At 70.3% G+C, this 15,537-nt stretch carries 15 protein-coding genes; 6 read left to right on the forward strand and 9 right to left on the reverse strand.

Going from position 1 to position 15,537, the window contains the following annotated elements; all coding sequences use genetic code 11:
- Positions 1–58: 58 nt before the first annotated feature.
- The 3 genes from DX914_RS10065 to DX914_RS10075 all read right to left on the reverse strand — a co-directional run bounded on the left by DX914_RS10065 (position 59) and on the right by DX914_RS10075 (position 6,898).
- Positions 59–3,790, reverse strand: coding sequence for a patatin-like phospholipase domain-containing protein (locus DX914_RS10065; RefSeq protein ID WP_115858842.1), 3,732 nt, complete (start codon positions 3,788–3,790; stop codon positions 59–61).
- 806 nt (positions 3,791–4,596) lie between these two features.
- Positions 4,597–5,727 carry a PilT/PilU family type 4a pilus ATPase gene (locus DX914_RS10070; protein ID WP_115858843.1) on the reverse strand — a complete coding sequence of 377 codons (1,131 nt, stop codon included), beginning with the start codon at positions 5,725–5,727 and terminating at the stop codon, positions 4,597–4,599.
- A gap of 133 nt (positions 5,728–5,860) precedes the next feature.
- Positions 5,861–6,898, reverse strand: a complete 1,038-nt coding sequence (locus tag DX914_RS10075) for a type IV pilus twitching motility protein PilT (RefSeq protein ID WP_115858844.1) — start codon at positions 6,896–6,898, stop codon at positions 5,861–5,863.
- Positions 6,899–7,079: 181 nt separating this feature from the next.
- On the opposite strand from DX914_RS10075, the gene DX914_RS10080 reads away from it, so the two are divergent.
- From DX914_RS10080 to DX914_RS10095, 4 genes are all read left to right on the forward strand, one after another.
- The gene (locus tag DX914_RS10080) at positions 7,080–7,766 is read left to right on the forward strand and encodes a YggS family pyridoxal phosphate-dependent enzyme (protein ID WP_425480661.1); all 687 of its coding nucleotides are present in this window, start codon (positions 7,080–7,082) and stop codon (positions 7,764–7,766) included.
- Positions 7,767–7,776: 10 nt separating this feature from the next.
- Positions 7,777–8,349, forward strand: a complete 573-nt coding sequence (locus tag DX914_RS10085; RefSeq protein ID WP_115858845.1) for a hypothetical protein — start codon at positions 7,777–7,779, stop codon at positions 8,347–8,349.
- Between the two features lie 68 nt (positions 8,350–8,417).
- Positions 8,418–9,269, forward strand: a complete 852-nt coding sequence (gene proC / locus DX914_RS10090) for a pyrroline-5-carboxylate reductase (protein WP_115858846.1) — start codon at positions 8,418–8,420, stop codon at positions 9,267–9,269.
- Positions 9,270–9,280: 11 nt separating this feature from the next.
- On the forward strand, positions 9,281–9,772 hold the full coding sequence (locus tag DX914_RS10095) for a DUF4426 domain-containing protein (RefSeq protein ID WP_115858847.1): 492 nt from the start codon (positions 9,281–9,283) through the stop codon (positions 9,770–9,772).
- A 7-nt stretch (positions 9,773–9,779) separates the two neighbouring features.
- On the opposite strand, the gene DX914_RS10100 is transcribed toward DX914_RS10095, so the two are convergent.
- The 3 genes from DX914_RS10100 to DX914_RS10110 form a co-directional block, all read right to left on the reverse strand.
- Positions 9,780–10,748: a lipase secretion chaperone gene (locus tag DX914_RS10100; protein WP_115858848.1), complete on the reverse strand. Its 969-nt coding sequence runs from the start codon at positions 10,746–10,748 to the stop codon at positions 9,780–9,782.
- A gap of 1 nt (position 10,749) precedes the next feature.
- Positions 10,750–11,661, reverse strand: a complete 912-nt coding sequence (locus DX914_RS10105; protein WP_115858849.1) for a lipase family alpha/beta hydrolase — start codon at positions 11,659–11,661, stop codon at positions 10,750–10,752.
- A gap of 253 nt (positions 11,662–11,914) precedes the next feature.
- On the reverse strand, positions 11,915–12,703 hold the full coding sequence (locus tag DX914_RS10110; RefSeq protein WP_115859215.1) for an ABC transporter substrate-binding protein: 789 nt from the start codon (positions 12,701–12,703) through the stop codon (positions 11,915–11,917).
- A gap of 70 nt (positions 12,704–12,773) precedes the next feature.
- Between DX914_RS10110 and DX914_RS10115 the strand changes: the two genes are divergently transcribed.
- Positions 12,774–13,184, forward strand: coding sequence for a GNAT family N-acetyltransferase (locus DX914_RS10115; RefSeq protein WP_115858850.1), 411 nt, complete (start codon positions 12,774–12,776; stop codon positions 13,182–13,184).
- A gap of 244 nt (positions 13,185–13,428) precedes the next feature.
- Here DX914_RS10115 and aac(6') read toward each other — a convergent pair whose 3' ends face one another.
- Together aac(6') and pdxH are read right to left on the reverse strand one after the other, a co-directional pair.
- Positions 13,429–13,890 carry an aminoglycoside 6'-N-acetyltransferase gene (aac(6'), locus tag DX914_RS10120; protein WP_231118191.1) on the reverse strand — a complete coding sequence of 154 codons (462 nt, stop codon included), beginning with the start codon at positions 13,888–13,890 and terminating at the stop codon, positions 13,429–13,431.
- On the reverse strand, positions 13,887–14,489 hold the full coding sequence (gene pdxH / locus DX914_RS10125) for a pyridoxamine 5'-phosphate oxidase (RefSeq protein ID WP_115858852.1): 603 nt from the start codon (positions 14,487–14,489) through the stop codon (positions 13,887–13,889). Before pdxH ends, aac(6') begins: the two co-directional genes overlap by 4 nt.
- Before the next feature lie 17 nt (positions 14,490–14,506).
- Here pdxH and DX914_RS10130 point away from each other — a divergent pair, with 17 nt between their 5' ends.
- Positions 14,507–15,319: a kinase gene (locus tag DX914_RS10130; protein ID WP_115858853.1), complete on the forward strand. Its 813-nt coding sequence runs from the start codon at positions 14,507–14,509 to the stop codon at positions 15,317–15,319.
- A 12-nt stretch (positions 15,320–15,331) separates the two neighbouring features.
- Here DX914_RS10130 and DX914_RS10135 read toward each other — a convergent pair whose 3' ends face one another.
- The gene (locus DX914_RS10135) at positions 15,332–15,535 is read right to left on the reverse strand and encodes a dodecin family protein (protein WP_115858854.1); all 204 of its coding nucleotides are present in this window, start codon (positions 15,533–15,535) and stop codon (positions 15,332–15,334) included.
- Between the last annotated feature and the right edge of the window lie 2 nt (positions 15,536–15,537).

Below are 15,537 nucleotides of genomic sequence, written 5' to 3' on the forward strand. Positions count from 1 at the left end.
GCTTCGCCCCCGCTTTCGCGGGGATGACGCGCAAAAAGCCTGCCATCGCACCATAACGTTATGGCGTGCCCCGTTGCGCGCTGGTCGCGTTCGGCAGCCATAGCTCGATCACGCGTTCGTTAGGCTTGAAGGCGCCGGGCAGTTTGCGCAGTTCGATCTCGGGCGTGGACGCGTACCAACCGGCCAGCTGCGGCGCCAACCAGTCCTTCAGCGCGCTCGCGCACAGGCCCTGGTCGTCCATGCGGTGCACGATCAGGGTGGGTGCGGCATAGCTTTGCGGCGCGTCGGCGTTGCGCGCGCGCGCCGAACGCACCACATTCTCGACGCCGGGCATGCTCGCGCCGGGCTGCAGCTGCGACCACGGCAGCGCTTGCACGCGGCGGCGGGTGTCGTCGTTGTAGACCTGCACGTAGACGGTCACAGGCTGGGCGGCGCAGTCCTCGCGCACGGCTTGCGCCGGCGTACGCAGCGCGAGCTTCTTCGCTTGCGGCGCGGTCACCTGCGGCAGACTCGGCGACGGCAGGCTTGCAGCCGGCAGCGACGAGGTCGACGTACGCAACAGGGTGCCGCTTCGCGCCGGTTCGGGCGATTCGAGCACCGCCGATACCAGCGGCGCCGCGTCGCTGCTGCGCTGCCAGTAAGGATTGGCCGCGGCCGGATCGCAGACCGCGCTGCACAAGTTGCGGTGCGCGCTCTGCACCGGCGGACAGGCCTGGGTCAGGCTCGCCGCGGGCGGCAGGCCGCAGCTGGCCTGCACGTGGCTCACCAGGCGGCCGGCGTCGCTGAGCGTGTCGCGCTCGTGGCGGACCTGGGCGTAGACCCGGCTCAGCAACGCCTGCAAGTCTTCGTCCAGGTCCCAGGTCGCTTGCGCGGCGGGTGCGGCTTGCCCGGCGCGCGCCCAGGCCGGCAACTGCTTGCGCAGCTCGCCCAGGCTGCGCCGGGTTTCGTTGCGCTGCTGCTGGCGCTGCTCGGAGAGTTTGTCGAACACCTGCCAAGCCGGCACCGCCAAGGTCGCGATCAGGCCCGCGCCCAGGCCGGCGCTGATCGCCGCGGCCTTGGTGTCGGGGCGCCAGAACGGCCGCGCCGCCACCTCATCGCCCTTGGCCTGGATGGGCCGCAGCCGGCGCAGCGAAGGCAGCGTGTCCTGCGCCTCCACCGGCGCGGCCCAGCCCGGCAACTGCTCCAGCCAGCCCGGCAGCAGCGCGCGGCCGAAGTCCTCGCCCAGGCGGTGGTAGCTCTCCCACTGCGCCTCGTCGAAGAACTGGTCGGAGGTCGGCTGCTGCGGGAACTTGGGATTGCGCCGCGCGTAGGCCAGCACGTCGCTGTCCAGGGCGAAGTGCAGGTTCGGCTTCACCACCAGCAAGGTGCCCTGCTTGCTGCGGCCGTGTTCGTCGGGCCGGTAGCGGATGCGCGCCAGCATGACCCCGCGCGCGGTGTAGTTGTCGTGCAGCTTCTCCGGCGCCAGCACGCAGATCTGCTCTTCCTGCAGCAGCGGCAGGTGGCAGACGCTGTCTTCGGTGTAGAACTCGATCTCGGCGCCGTAGTCGATGCGCGCCTTGCGGATCAGGTTCTCCAGATCGGCGAACTGGTAGTCGGGATCGGCACCGCAGTCGGCCAGGACGATGAAATCCAGTTGCCGCCGCAGCAACGGATGCACACCGGTGTTGTCGAAGTGCCCGCCGTCGGACAAGTACCAGGCGCGCGCGGAGGGCCCGTCGAACGAGGCGGTGGCCTCGCCGATCAGGCGGCCGAATTTGGAGTTGCGGTAGACGCGCGCGAGCGCGGCGAACCCGCGCCCCAGCAGCGTCGGCCGCGCGGGCCCGATGCCCAACGCCGGCTGGTCCATCTGCGCATCGGCGCGGCCGGCGTCGAACCAGTAGCCCAGGCGCGCGCCGACCAGGAACAGCAGCATGGCCCAGCCCGGCGTGGTGTTGGACCCGGCGCCCGGCGAAGCGGCCGCGCCCGACACCGCGATCCAGCGGCCGAGCTTGTCCAGGCGCTGCGCCGGCAACTGCGGCTGCTGGGCGTCGCGGCCGATCTCCAGGCCGAAGGCAGTGGCCACCAGCGGCAGGCCCTTGCGGTCGGCGTTGTAGAGCTTGCTGCTGGCGCCGCGGGTCTGGTTGAGGCAGGTGTTGATCAGATGCAGCGGGCCGCCCTGCAAGTCGGGGCGGTAAGCGGCCAGGTCGACGTCGTCGCCGTCGACGGTGTCGACCACGTTCGACACCTGCTCGGGGCTGGCGCGGCGCAGGCCGAGCATGCCTTCGCCGGCGAAGCGGCGGCGATTGCCCACACCCAGGTAGGCGCGGGTCAGGCGCGAGCGATAGAACCCGTGCAGCGAGGTGCTGTTGACGGTTTCGGTGTGCAGGCCGGTGCCCAGGAACCAGACCAGCAGGCCGATGGTCAGCCACAGCAGCCGCAGCAGCGTCGGCTGCGCCACGGTCCATTGCAGCCAGGCCCACAGCGGCAGGTCGGCCAGCCCGTTCCATATGGGCAGCGAGGCGCGCCCGATCCAATGGCTGAGCAGCTGGTTGGGGTCGGCGACATGGCGGCCGAACACCCACCACTGCACTACGGTCACCCACAGCACCAGCAGCACGGCGGCTGCGCCCAGGCCGAGCACGTTGATCAGCAGCGGCATCAGGCCGGGCCGCGGACCTTCTTCGTTCGAGAGCAGGCGTTGGATCGGCTCGCCGAAGGCGCGCACCACCACCACCAACAGGCCGCCCAAGCCAAGGCTGCCGTAGACCCAGGGCGCGCCGGACTCCAGCGTCTGCAGCAGCCACCAGCTGGCCAAGTCGATCGCGCCCAGAGCGGCCAGCGCCACGGCCAGCAGGTTGATCCGGCGCAGATGCGCGGTCAGGCGATCGCGTTCGCGCGCGTTGAACGTATCGCGGTCGTCACGCGCCTTGGCCACGCGCACCCACAGCCACAGGCCGTAGCCGACGGTGCTGAGCAGCATGAGCAGGGCGACGAACTGCGCGCTGAAACCGGGCAGCGGCACGCTGGCGTCGGACAAGCGCCGGGCCAGCGCGAACGCGATCGCCGCCGCGCCCAGCACCATGCCGATGTCCCAGGGCGAGAAGCGCGGCCGCGACGTGCTGGCCGCGCCGCCCAGCGGCGGCGCATCGCGCAGCGCCCAGTAGGCCATCAGGTTGCCCGGTGCCAGCAGCAGCCAGGTCAGCACCGCCAGCGGCCACCAGGCGCTGCGCCAGCCGCTCCAGTCCTGGGGCGACAGCACCGAGGTCACGCTCTGCAGCAGGTGCGGCAGCACCACCAGCACGCCCACGGCGATGGCCAGCAGGGCGAACTCCAGATGCACGGCCAAGCCCGCGCGCAGGTAGGTGGCGATGGCGATGCCGTAGTCGCGCGCGCCGCGCGGCGCCAGGTAGCGGCCATAGCGGCGCAGCCAGGCCAGCAGCAGGGTGTCGCTGCGCTTGAGCAGGTCCTGCGCGGGGGCGATGCCCAACGAGGCGATCAAGCGACCCAACGCGGCGCCGGCATAGCCGCCGCCGGATACGGTGGACAGGTAGTCGAAGCGCGGCAGCAGGCCGTTCTGCGCCAGCCCTCGGATCAGGCCCAGGCAGAAGGTCGCGCTGCGCACCCCGCCGCCGGACAGGGCCAGGCCGATGGTGCTGGGCGCCTGGCCTGCGCGCGGCTCGGTGCCGGCCAGACGCCGGCGTTCGGCGAGGGCGGCGCGTTCGGCCGCACCGATGGCGGGCGCAGCGGCGTCGCGCCCGACGGCGTCCGCAGGCTGCGCGTCGCGCGGGGATGGGTTATCGCTGGGCGGCATGCGACCGGCTCCGTGTCGTTGGGGCTTCCCTGTTGGCGGCTAACGATACGCAGGCGCGGTGCAGGCCATATGGCCGGCTGTCGGACAAGGGTGGGCGGTCGGGCGGAGGGGGGGCAGCGGCGCGAGTGGGGAGCTGCGTGCGCCCTCACCCCAACCCCTCTCCCGCAAGCGGGAGAGGGGCTAAAAGCAGCAGATAGGGATTAGCAGGTAAAGGGTAGCGGTCGGATGCGTACCCTCTCCCGCCTGCGGGAGAGGGCTAGGGTGAGGGGATGAGCGCAGCGAATGCCTTTGATCCTCGCTCGGGCCCCGAGCTCGCAGCACCAGTAGAAGACCCGGAGGGCGGCGCACAGGATGTGCGCCGTTTTTCGCTAGGCCAGGGATGGCCTATCGAAAAATCCCCGCGCACGCATCGCTCTCGCAAGGGAGCTCTGGCGAAGCGTTTTTCTTTGGTTACTTTCTTTTGACGCTTATCAAAAGAAAGTGACCCGGCCGCTTGCGGACGGAAGCTGTTGCTGTTGCTGCTGAGCAAGAGCCAAAGAGCAAATCCCCCTCAATCCCCCTTTTTCAAAGGGGGAAGACAAGCAAAGGTGGAAGCAGGGGAACGAGGCTTGCGGCGCAGGTGCAAATTCGCGGTCGCAGCTTGCGCAGCTCCTACAGGGGCAATCGCGGCTTTCGCGGAAGTTGCGGATTCGCGGTCGCGGCTTACGCCGCTCCTACCCCGGGGCCAGCACGGTTAGGGGCCAAAAGCGAAGGGCCCGCCGTGGCGGGCCCTTGCATGGGCGGATCGGAATGGGCGCAGTGGCGCCTTAGCGCACTTCCGCCACTTCCACGCCGTCCAGGCCTTGCGCCAGCGTGCGCGCGTCGCCGCCCTGGGCCAGCTTGATGCGCAGACGCACTTCGTTCTGCGAGTCGGCGTAGCGCAGCGCGTCCTCGTAGCTGATCTCGCCGGCCTGATAGAGCTCGAACAGGGCCTGATCGAAGGTCTTCATGCCCAGCTGCACGGATTCCTTCATCACTTCCTTCAGCTTGTGGATCTCGCCGTCGCGGATGTAGTCCTGCACCAGCGGCGTGCCGAGCAGGATTTCCATCGCCACCCGGCGCGCCTTGCCGTCCGGGGTCGGGATCAGCTGCTGCGCGACCACGCCCTTGAGGTTCAGCGACAGGTCCATCAGCAACTGTTGACGACGGTCCTCAGGGAAGAAGTTGATGATGCGGTCCATCGCCTGGTTGGCGTTGTTGGCGTGCAGGGTGCACAGCACCAGGTGACCGGTTTCGGCGAAGGCGATCGCGTGGTCCATGCCCTCGCGGGTGCGCACCTCGCCGATCATGATCACGTCCGGCGCCTGGCGCAGCGTGTTCTTCAGCGCCGCCTCCCAGCTGTCGGTGTCGATGCCGACCTCGCGCTGGGTGATGATGCAGCCCTCGTGCTTGTGCACGAATTCGATCGGATCCTCGATGGTGATGATGTGACCGGTCGAATTCTGGTTGCGGTAGCCGATCATCGCCGCCAGCGAGGTCGACTTACCGGTACCGGTGGCGCCGACGAAGATGATGATGCCGCGCTTGGTCATCGCCAGCGTCTTGATGATCGGCGGCAGGTTCAGCTCTTCCACCGTCGGGATCTTGGTCTCGATGCGGCGCAGCACCATGCCGACCTGGTTGCGCTGGTAGAAGCAGCTCACGCGGAAGCGGCCCACGCCGGTCACGCCGATGGCGAAGTTGCACTCGTGGGTCTTCTCGAACTCCTCGCGCTGCTGAGGGTTCATCACGTTGAGCACGAGGTCGCGGCTCTGCTGCGGGGTCAGCGGGTTCTGGGTGATCGGCGAGATCTTGCCGTGGACCTTCATCGACGGCGGCATGCCGGCGGTGATGAACAAGTCCGAGGCCTTCTGGTGCGCCATCAGCTTGAGGAACGAGGTGAAGTCGATGGTGCTCATGCGGGGCTCCTGCGGCGCCGGAATGGGGGATCGGGAATGCGGGGTCCGAAAACCCCGCTCCTTCGCCGAAATCCCGACTTGAACTGAATACTGCTTTTAACCAATCCCGAATTCCGAATCTCGAATCCCGGTCTCAATCGAACAGGCGCTTGTCTTTGGCGTATTCGCGGGCCTGCGGGCGCAGGATCATGCCGCGCTTCACCAGGTCCTGCAGGTGCTGGTCCAGCGTCATCATGCCGAAGTTCTGGCCGGTCTGGATGGCCGAGTACATCTGCGCGACCTTGTCCTCGCGGATCAGGTTACGGATCGCGGGGATGCCGACCATGATTTCCCAGGCCGCGGTACGGCCGCCGCCGACCTTTTTCAGCAGGGCCTGCGAGATCACCGCGCGCAGCGACTCGGACAGCATCGAGCGCACCATCGGCTTCTCGCCGGCGGGGAACACGTCGATGATGCGGTCCACGGTCTTGGCCGCCGAGGAGGTGTGCAGGGTGCCGAACACCAGGTGGCCGGTTTCCGCCGCGGTCAGCGCCAGGCGGATGGTTTCCAGGTCGCGCAACTCGCCGACCAGGATGTAGTCGGGGTCTTCGCGCAGCGCCGAACGCAGGGCCTCGTTGAAGCCGTGGGTGTCGCGGTGCACTTCGCGCTGGTTGATCAGGCACTTCTGCGAGGTGTGCACGAACTCGATCGGGTCTTCCACCGACAGGATGTGCGCGTACTCGTTCTTGTTGATGTGGTCGATCATCGCCGCCAGCGTGGTCGACTTGCCCGAACCGGTCGGGCCGGTCACCAGGATCAGGCCCTGCGGCTGCTCGATCAGCTCGCGGAAGATCGGCGGGCAACCCAGGTCTTCGAGGCTCAGCACCTCGGAGGGAATGGTACGGAACACGGCGCCGGCGCCGCGGTTCTGGTTGAAGGCGTTGACGCGGAAGCGCGCCAGGCCGGGAATCTCGAACGAGAAGTCGACTTCCAGGAATTCTTCGAAGTCGCGGCGCTGCTTGTCCGACATGATGTCGTACACCAGCGCGTGGACCTGCTTGTGGTCCAGGGCCGGGATGTTGATGCGGCGCACGTCGCCGTCGACGCGGATCATCGGCGGCAGGCCGGCCGACAGGTGCAGGTCGGATGCTTTGTTCTTGACCGAAAACGCCAACAGTTCGGCGATATCCATGCGTGCTCCCCCGCACTGCAACAGAACTTCAGAAGGAATGGACCACAACTACCGCGGCAACGCCACAACGCGATCGCGCGACGATACCGGCCAGTCGCGGGTAGGCAACGGCGTCCCCTGCGAGGCAGTATAGCCCCGTACCCGCATCGCCGAACCAGCCCTCTTTCACAGGATTCCCCACGTGCGCGCGCACGCCCTGCACGGCATCTTGCACCAGTTGGATAACGCCGCGCGCCATTCGCAGCGGCCAGTACCGCAGCTGCTGGCGGTGAGCAAGACCCAGGATGCGACCGCCGTCGCGGAACTGGCGGCGGCCGGGCAGCGGGCCTTCGGCGAGAACTATGTTCAGGAAGCCGCGGGCAAAACCGCGGCGCTGGCCGGCCTGGGACTGGAATGGCACCTGATCGGCCACCTGCAATCGAACAAGGCCGCGCAGGCCGCACAGCTGTTCGACTGGGTGCAGACCGTGGACCGGCCCAAGCTGGTCGCGGCGCTGGCCCGCCACCGCGATCCGCAGACCGCGCCGCTGCAGGTGCTGATCCAGGCCAATATCGACGACGAGGCCAGCAAGCACGGCTGCCGCCCCGAGGACGCGCCGGCGCTGGCCGCGGCCATCGCCGCGCAGCCGCGGCTGCGCCTGCGCGGGCTGATGGTGATACCGGCCCCGCACGCCGAACCCGAACGGCGGCGGCCGGCGTTCCGGCGCAGCCGCGAGCTGTTCGAAGCGCTGCGCGCGGCGCATCCGCAGGTCGATACCTTGTCGATGGGCATGAGCGACGACTACGCCATCGCCATCGAGGAAGGCGCGACCATGGTCCGCATCGGCACCGCCCTGTTCGGCGCGCGCCCGCCCAAAACCAGCCCCTGAGCCCCGCGCCATGAGCGATCCGGCCGACCGCATCGTCTTCCCCGGCAATCCCTGGCCCGAGGGCCATGCCATCGCCGAGTTCGAATGGACCGCGCGCGCCGAAGGCGACGAGCTGTGGTTCGACCTGCACCTGGTCAGCGCCGACTACTACGCGCAGCGCGACATCGAGGACGACGGACGCGACGACACCGGCGATTGGGAAGCGCCGATCGTGTGGGGCAACTACCACCGCTGCACCCTGTCGTCGACCTATTGGGGCGGGCACGAGCGCGGCGGCCTGCGCGTGGGGCCGCTGTCGGCGTTTTCGCCTCAGGCGCTGGATGGCGCCGAGCTCCTGGCCGACCCGCACGAAGGCGTCGACGACCTGGCCGGCGACGAGGAACCGGCGTTCGGCCTGTACCTGCTCGGTCACGACAGCGCCGCGGACCACCGCGTGCGCTTCGTCCGCCGCGGCGACAGCGACCGCTACGACCTGATCTGGACCGGCCGCATCGCCCTGAGCTATGCCGGCGACTACCAACCGCGCTACCGCTTCGAGGCGCGCCTGCACGACGTCGCCCTGCCCGCGCTGCCCACGCGCTAGCCAGGGCGCGGCAAGCGCGGCCGCGGCCGCCTGGGTATGCTGAGGGCCCCGCTTGCGCACCCGCCCCCATGTCCGATTCCAGCACCGACACCGCCGTTTCCGTGATCAGCCCGGTCGCCTTCATCGGCGGCGGCAACATGGCGCGCAGCCTGATCGGCGGCCTGATCGCGCGCGGCGGCGCCGCCGACGCGGTGCGCGTGGCCGAGCCGGTGGACACCTTGCGCGAGGCGCTGCAGAGCGACTTCGGCGTGCGCAGCTACGCCAGCGCGGCCGAGGCCGTGCCCGGCGCCAGCGTCTGGCTGCTGGCGGTCAAACCGCAGGTCATGCGCAGCGTGTGCGCGGCGTTGGCCGAACAGGCGCAGGCGCAGCGGCCGCTGGTGATCTCGATCGCCGCCGGCATCACCGCCGAGCAGTTGGACCGCTGGCTGGGCGGCGGCCTGGCCGTGGTGCGCGCCATGCCCAACACGCCGGCGCTGCTGGGCGTGGGCATCACCGGTCTGTACGCCAACGCGGCCGTCACCGCGCCGCTGCGCGAGCGCGCGTCGGCGTTGCTGGACGCCGTGGGCGCCACGGTGTGGATCGAACAGGAAGCGCAGATGGACGCGGTCACCGCGGTGTCCGGCAGCGGCCCGGCCTATGTGTTCCTGCTGGCCGAGGCCATGCAGGCCGCCGGCGAGGCCCAGGGCCTGGCGCCCGAGGCCGCGCGCGCGCTGGTCAACCAGACCCTGCTGGGTGCGGCGACCATGCTCGCGCGCTCGGACGACACCGCGGCCACGCTGCGCGCGCGGGTGACCTCGCCCGGCGGCACCACCCAGGCGGCGATCGAGATCTTCGAGGCCGGCGGCTTACGCGCCCTGGTCGACCGTGCCATCGCCGGCGCCACCCTGCGCGGCCGCGAGTTGTCGGCCGCCAACGATTGAGCCCCACCGCCATGCGCCCTTATGCCCTGCCCTGCGCCGTCCTGCTGCTGTTACTGCTCGGTGGCTGCGGCGGCAAGCCGGCCGCGCCGGCCACCGCCGGCGCCGCGCCGCAGGAAGCGGTGGCGCGCCGCGGCGACGTGACCGTGCGCGCGAGCGCGCTGCAGACCTCGGCCTTGTCGCCGGCGGTGGCCGCGCAGTACGGACTGAACCGCGACGACGGTACGGTGATGCTGCTGGTCGCGGTGCGGCGCGGACCGGACGGCCAGGAAGTGGCGATGCCCGCGCAAGTCAGCGCCACCGTCAGCGATCTGCGCGGCCAGCGCCACAACGTGGAGTTCCGCGAGCTGCGCACCGGCGATGCCGCCAGCGGCGGCGAGCTGCTGGACTACGTGGGCACGGTCGAGATCGATCCGCCCGACACCCTGCGCTTCGAGATCAGCGCGGTCGGCGAAGGCGGCGCCAGCGCGACGCTGGAATTCAGCCGCGAGTTCTATCCGCGCTGAGCCGCGCTCAAGGCGGCGCGGCGCGGCGGGTCTGGGCCAGCAAACGGCGGCGCTCCGCCTCGTCGAACGGCGCCAGCAACGCATCCAATCGCGCCTGCCGCTGCGCCGCATCCAACGCGGTGTCGGCGAGCACGCGCTGGCGCTGCGCGCGGTAGTCGGCCAGGCGCGCGTTCCAGCGCTCGCGCCGCGCATCCAGTTCGGCCAGGCGCTGCGCCGCGGCCGCGCCGAACGCGGCCTCGCGCTGTGCGTAGCGCTGCTGCGGCGCCACGCCCTGGGCTTCGAACTGCGCGCTTTGTTGCATCGCCAGTGCCACCGCCTGGCTTTCGTCGCGGGTGGGATCGGGCGGCAGGCCGGACGCGGCCTGCAACTCGGCCAGCCGCTGCTCGCGCTGCGCGGGCGTGAGGCCGGCTTCGCGCGCCAGCGCCTGCTTCGCCAGCGCCAGCTGCAGCCGGCGCTCGTCCTCGCCGTACCAGGCCTGGGCGATGGCCTCGCCCAGGCGCCGGCGGCGCAGTTCGCGGCGTTGTCGCAGGTCGGCGGCCAGGTCTTGGCTCACGCCTAGCGCCGCGCTCTCGCGCTCCAGCGCCACATAGGCGTCGAACCAGGCCAGCACCTGGGCCAGCGCGGCCGCGCTCAGTTGCGGCTGCAGGTGCAGGCGCAGCGCGTCGCGGATCTGCGCGGGCGTGCGTTCGCCCAGGCGGGTGAGGAAGTAGTCGAACAGGCGCCGCATGGCCCGGTCCGGACGCGGTTTGCCGGCGGCGTCCAGCGCGATGGCGCCGTCGACGGCGGTGTCGCGCAGCGAGTCGCGCGCGGCCGCTGCGGGCGCGGCGCGAGTGCCGGCCGCGGGCGGAACGGACGCCACGGGCACGTCCGCCGGTTCCGCCGCGACCGGCAGCGACAGCGCGCGCCGGCCGACCACGCCGCCGACCGTCAAGGCCAGCGCCGCGAGAACGGCCAGCGCGATCCAACCACGCCGCACCTCAGAGCCCGGCGTTCTTCAGCCGGTTCAGATGCGCGCGGTACACGCTGGGCGGGCTGGACGCGAACAGGCCGCGCAGGCCGGCGACCTGGTTCACTTCGTCCAGGTGGTTCCAGGCGTAGTCGTCGCGGATCACGCTTCCCAGGTGCGAGCTGCAACGCCCGACCAGGCCGTCGTTGGCCTCGAAGCCGAAGAACAGCGCGCCGGCGCCCATCAGCAGGTCGCTGGGGTCGAACACGTTGGTCAGCGGCGTGGTGCCGCCCATGGAGTAGTAGCGCACGCCGCGCACGCTGGACGCGCCCTGACCGCAGGCGCTGGCCGGCATGCCTTCGGGATAGCGCGCGTTGAACGCGGCCGCGCCGGCGCCGTTCAACGAGGTCAGCGCGGCCAAAGCGTCCTGCGGGTCGTCGTCGCCCGACAGGAACTCCAGGAACGAACCCAGCGCGTCGGCCAGGCCGGCGACCAGGGCGCGGCCCGGCGAACCCGGCGGGAACGCGGTGCCCAGGCCGTCGGCGACCCTGCTGCCGGTGTGCGGGCTGCCCATCGAGGTCACCGAGGCGACCAGGTCCGGACGCACCGAAGCCACGTAGCGCGCGGTGGGCCCGCCGTGGCTGTGGCCGACCAGGTTGAAGCGGCCGTAGCCGTAGGTGGCCTGCAGGGTTTCCAGGTAGTCGATCAGCTGCTCGCCGCGCAGTTCGCTGGAATTGGCCGAGGACACGTTGGCCACGTAGACCTTGGCCCCGCCCGCGCGCAGCTGCGAGGGAATGTCGTACCAGTAGTCGTAGATGCCGCCCAGTTCGTCGAAGCCGAACAGGCCGTGCACCAGCACCACCGGGTTCTTGGTCTTGGTGTAGTCGTCGGCGCTGGCCGGAACGGCCAGGCCCAGCAGCAGCAGGACCGCGAGCGCGCGCATTAAGAGGCCGCGGCCCCAAGCGCGCGGAAGCAGGATCGATCGCGACATGTTCCCTCCCAGAAACCGTGCCGTACCGTTGGCGAGGCCGGCGGCGCCGGCCCGTCGACTGTACGAATGCGTATGGCCGCTGCACGCCGCAGCGCACCATACGGGAGCGAACTGTGACCCCGATCCACAGCGGAATACCACCGCGGCGCCCGCGCCGCGCGCGTTTGCTGCACCGCGTCGATACACGCGGCGGCGCCCGCGTCCGCTAGCGCCGCGCCCAGGCCTGGATGATGCGCGCGATCTCGGCCACGCCGTCGCTGAGCGCGGCCGGGCCCGGCTGCAGGATCAACGGCGATTTGATCTCGTGCAGTTCGCCGTCGCGCACCGCCGGAATCGCGTCCCAGCCCGGGCGCGCGGCCACGCGTTCGGGGCGGAATTTCTTGCCGCACCAGGAGCCGAACACGATGTCCGGCGCCAGCGGGATCACCTGGGCCGGATCGGCCAGGATGCGGTGCTTGGCCAGCGGCTCGGCCGCCTGCCGCGGGAACACGTCGTCGCCGCCGGCGATGCGCACCAGCTCGGCGACCCAGCGGATGCCGGTGATCAGCGGCTCGTCCCACTCTTCGAAATAGACCTTGGGCCGCCGTTGCAGGCGCTGGCTGTCGCGCTCGATCGCGTCCAGGCCGCGGCGCAGGCCATCGGCGTAGTCGCGCGCGCGCTGCGCCGCGCCGACCAGCGCGCCCAGGCGCTGGATGTAGTCCAGGATGCCATCCACGCTGCGGTGGTTGCTGATCCACACCTCCACGCCGCGCTTGATCAGCTCGGCCGCGATCTCGGACTGGATGTCGGAGAAGCCGACCACGAAATCCGGCTGCAGCTTGAGGATATCGTCGATCTTGGCGCTGGTGAAGGCGCTGACCTTGGGCTTTTCCTTGCGCGCGATGGCCGGGCGCACGGTGAAGCCGCTGATGCCGACGATGCGGTGCTGCTCGCCCAGCGCGTACAGGGTCTCGGTGGGTTCTTCGGTGAGGCAGACGATGCGTTGCGGTCCCATGGCGCGCATTGTCGCATCCCCGCCGCCGAACGCGTTGCCAAGCGCGGCGGCCGGTGCGATCTTCGCCCGCATGAGCGCCGCTATCGTCTACGCCCGCGAACCGGCCCTGGCGGCCGGCGAATTCCGCCAGGTGCTGGTCGACTCCGGGCTGGGCGCGATCCGCCCGGTCGACGACGGGGAGCGTCTGCAGCGCATGCTCGACCAGGCCGACCTGATCGTGACCGCGCGCCGCGACGGCGAACTGCTGGGCGTGGCCCGCTGCGTGACCGATTTTTCCTGGTGCTGCTATCTGTCGGAACTGGCGGTGGCCAAATCCACCCAGGGTCTGGGCGTGGGCAAGGGCCTGCTGGACGAGACCCGGCGCCTGCTCGGGCCCACGGTCAGCCTGATCCTGGCCTCGGTGCCCGAAGCGGTGGGCTTCTACGAACGCGCCGGCATGGCGGCGATGCCCAATGCGTTTTGGTACAAGCGCGATTACTGAGCGCCGCTCGATAGCCAGGCGGCACACCACGGATCGCCGGCGTTCACTTGCGTCCCACGCTGGGAGCGGCTCAGCCTTTGCCGAAACTCCAACATCGTCATTCCCGCGAAGGCGGGAATCCATGGAGTGGAGCGACGAGGTATAGGATCGGGCGATGGTGCTGAAGCCGCTGGATTTTCGGCTACACCGAAGCAAAGCGGAGCCCGCCTGCGCGGGAATGACGGAACGATGGATGCACCGCGCCTTAGGCCTCGCGCAGCGCCTTGCGGAAATACACCACGCGTTCGGTTTCCTCGAAGCCGCAAGCCGTATGCGCATCGTGGCTGCCGGTGTTTTCCAGCAGCGCATCGGACGCCAGTTCGCTGCAGCCTTGCGCCCGGGTCCACTGCTCGACCTGCGCGATCAGCGCGCGGCCCACGCCGCGGCCGCGCCACTCCGGCGCCACGTACCAGCCTTCCAGAAAACCCACCGGCGAACTCTCGGTGCCGTTGACGTAATCGCGGCGCAGGCTGGCCTCGGCGAAGCCGCAGGCGCGGCCGTCGTCGGCGAAGGCCAACACGGTGTGCAGGCCCGGCGCGGCCAATTGCTCGCGTGCTTCGTCCTCGTGCTCGGCGACCTCGTCCACCGGCCACAGCGCGTTGCGCAGCTGCGCCCAGACGGCGATGTCCGCCGCCGACGCCACGCGCACGCTCCAGCCCTGACTCACGGATACAGCATCCGCTTGGACCAGTCGCCGGCGCGGTCGCATTCGTACAGCCAGCGCTCGTGCAGACGGAAATCGGCGCCGTACCAGAATTCGATTTTTTCCGGACGCACGCGCAAGCCGGTCCAGCGCTCGGGCCGCGGCACGTCGCGGCCGGCGAAGCGCTGCTCGGCCTGTTCCAGACGCTGCTCGAAAGTCTCGCGCGACTCCAGGGTCTCCGACTGCCGCGAGGCCCAGGCGCCGAGCTGGCTCACCCGTGCGCGGCTGGCGAAATAGGCATCGGCCTCGGCCTCGGCGACGATCTCCACCGAGCCTTCCACCCGCACCTGCACGCCGTTGCGCACGCGCGGCCAATGGAACAGCAGAGCCGCGTGCGGATTGGCCTGCAGTTCGCGGCCCTTGCGCCCGTCCAGATGGGTGTAAAACACGAAACCGCGCGCGTCGTGCGCCTTCAGCAACACGGTGCGCGCCGACGGCCGCGCGTCCAGGCTGGCGGTGGCCACCGTCATCGCGGTGGGATCGGGTTCGCCGGCCAGCCGCGCCTGTTCGAACAGGTCGGCGAAGGTGGCGATGGCTTCTGCGAGCAAGGGGTGCGGGTTCATTGCGCTATTGTGGCCCGATGCCGCCCCGCCTGCATCCGCCCGCCGCCGGCGCCTACCCCGCCGCCTTGGCGCAGCGCGTGCTCGACGACGCGCTGGCGCACGGCTGCCGCGTCTACGCCATCGCCGGCTTGCAGGGCAGCGGCAAGTCCACGCTGGCCGCGCAGGTGGCCGCTGCAGGCGCTGCGCGCGGCCTGCGCGTGGCGGTGCTGTCGATCGACGACTGCTATCTGGGCCGGCGCGAGCGCCTGCGCCTGGGCCGCCAGGTGCATCCGCTGCTGGCCACGCGCGGGCCGCCGGGCACGCACGAGGTCGCGCTGGCCTGCGACACGCTGGATGCCTTGCGCACGCACGGCGTCGCGCGGCTGCCGCGCTTCGACAAACTCGCCGACACCCGCCTGCCGCCCTCGCGCTGGCCGCAAGCGCGCGGCATCGACCTGACCCTGTTCGAAGGCTGGTTCCTGAAAACGCCGGCGCAGACCGCGGCCGAACTGGCCGCGCCGGTCAATGCGCTGGAGCGCGAAGAAGACCGCGACGGCCGCTGGCGCGGCTACTGCAATCAGGCGCTGGCCGAGCGCTACCCCACGCTATGGCAGCGCCTGGACCGGCTGTTGTTCCTGCAGCCGCCGGGCTTCGACACCGTGCCGGACTGGCGTTGGCAGCAGGAACGCCAGGCCCAGGCGCGCGCGCCCGGCCGCGGCGGCATGGACCGGGCCCAGGTCGAACGCTTCGTGCGCCTGTTCGAACGGGTGAGCCGGCAGGCGCTGGCGCGGCTGCCGGCCATCGCCGAGCTCAGCCTGCGCCTGGACGCGCAGCGCCGCGTGCTCGACTGAGCGCGCCGCGCGTCACTCCACTACGAAGGTCACGCGCAGGTTCACCCGCCACTCGTTGACGGTGCCGTCGTCGTCGGTCACCACCTTGATTTCGTTGACCCAGGCGCCCTTGATGTTCTTCACCGATTCGGCGCACTTTTTCAGCCCGGACTTGACCGCGTCCTCCATGCTGGTCTTGGACGAGGCATTGAGTTCGATGATCTTGGCGACCGCCATTG

The organism is Lysobacter silvisoli (assembly GCF_003382365.1).
GTDB lineage: Bacteria > Pseudomonadota > Gammaproteobacteria > Xanthomonadales > Xanthomonadaceae > Lysobacter > Lysobacter silvisoli.

Excerpts from the sequence above, each read along its gene's own strand:
- DX914_RS10105 (WP_115858849.1), bottom strand. The coding sequence starts at position 11,661 with ATGCGCGCGCTCGCGGTCCTGCTGCTGCTGGGCCTGGCCGTTCCGGCC.
- pdxH (WP_115858852.1), bottom strand. The coding sequence starts at position 14,489 with ATGAACCCGCACCCCTTGCTCGCAGAAGCCATCGCCACCTTCGCCGAC.
- DX914_RS10065 (WP_115858842.1), bottom strand. The coding sequence starts at position 3,790 with ATGCCGCCCAGCGATAACCCATCCCCGCGCGACGCGCAGCCTGCGGAC.
- DX914_RS10110 (WP_115859215.1), bottom strand. The coding sequence starts at position 12,703 with ATGGGACCGCAACGCATCGTCTGCCTCACCGAAGAACCCACCGAGACC.
- DX914_RS10135 (WP_115858854.1), bottom strand. The coding sequence starts at position 15,535 with ATGGCGGTCGCCAAGATCATCGAACTCAATGCCTCGTCCAAGACCAGC.
- DX914_RS10130 (WP_115858853.1), top strand. The coding sequence starts at position 14,507 with ATGCCGCCCCGCCTGCATCCGCCCGCCGCCGGCGCCTACCCCGCCGCC.
- DX914_RS10075 (WP_115858844.1), bottom strand. The coding sequence starts at position 6,898 with ATGGATATCGCCGAACTGTTGGCGTTTTCGGTCAAGAACAAAGCATCC.
- proC (WP_115858846.1), top strand. The coding sequence starts at position 8,418 with ATGTCCGATTCCAGCACCGACACCGCCGTTTCCGTGATCAGCCCGGTC.
- DX914_RS10115 (WP_115858850.1), top strand. The coding sequence starts at position 12,774 with ATGAGCGCCGCTATCGTCTACGCCCGCGAACCGGCCCTGGCGGCCGGC.
- DX914_RS10095 (WP_115858847.1), top strand. The coding sequence starts at position 9,281 with ATGCGCCCTTATGCCCTGCCCTGCGCCGTCCTGCTGCTGTTACTGCTC.
- DX914_RS10070 (WP_115858843.1), bottom strand. The coding sequence starts at position 5,727 with ATGAGCACCATCGACTTCACCTCGTTCCTCAAGCTGATGGCGCACCAG.
- DX914_RS10085 (WP_115858845.1), top strand. The coding sequence starts at position 7,777 with ATGAGCGATCCGGCCGACCGCATCGTCTTCCCCGGCAATCCCTGGCCC.